At 38.9% G+C, this 583-nt stretch carries 1 protein-coding gene; it reads left to right on the forward strand.

What is annotated here, in order from left to right; translation table 11 throughout:
* Positions 1-583: hypothetical protein (locus HUS62_RS22400; protein ID WP_220095112.1), on the forward strand; the 583-nt coding region annotated here is incomplete at both ends.

The raw sequence follows: 583 nt of genomic DNA on the forward strand, positions 1-583 counted from the left end.
TTGAATAAAGATGATGCTTATCTATTACCGGATGGCCGGTACGACGCTAAATCTTGGGCAGAGCTAGATGATTGTCAATGCGTAGTTATCCTTGGCGAAGGGAAGTGCGGCAAAACATATGAGTTTCAAAAGCAAGATGCTCTCTTAAAAGAACAAAACAAGTACTCATTCTTTGTAGCCTTAGAGCAATTACAGGATTCTGATTTTTTTGAGGTCATCACAGAAGACGATGAGCTACGTTTCGAAGAGTGGCAAAAGAGTTCAGATCAAGAGGCTTACTTTTTTTTAGATGCTGTTGATGAGTTAAAACTTAGGAGTGGGAAGCTACGTAGTGCTCTTATAAAAATAAAAAAAGCAATTGGCATAGCGGCACTACCTCAAGCAAAGTTTTATATTTCATGTAGGCCCAATGATTGGAAAGAGGAGATTGATATAGTTGCACTCAGAACGCTGGTGGCCAATCGAAATACGGATGAAGAAGAAACAGAAGAGTTTGTAGATGGGGAAGAAGAACTAATAAAATTAATTTCAAATGAAAAACCCACCAGCACGCAAGAATACAGTGAAGAAGCTAGTAGTGAAG

Origin of the sequence: Pseudoalteromonas sp. 0303, from assembly GCF_013349995.1 — a bacterium.
Classification (GTDB): domain Bacteria; phylum Pseudomonadota; class Gammaproteobacteria; order Enterobacterales; family Alteromonadaceae; genus Pseudoalteromonas.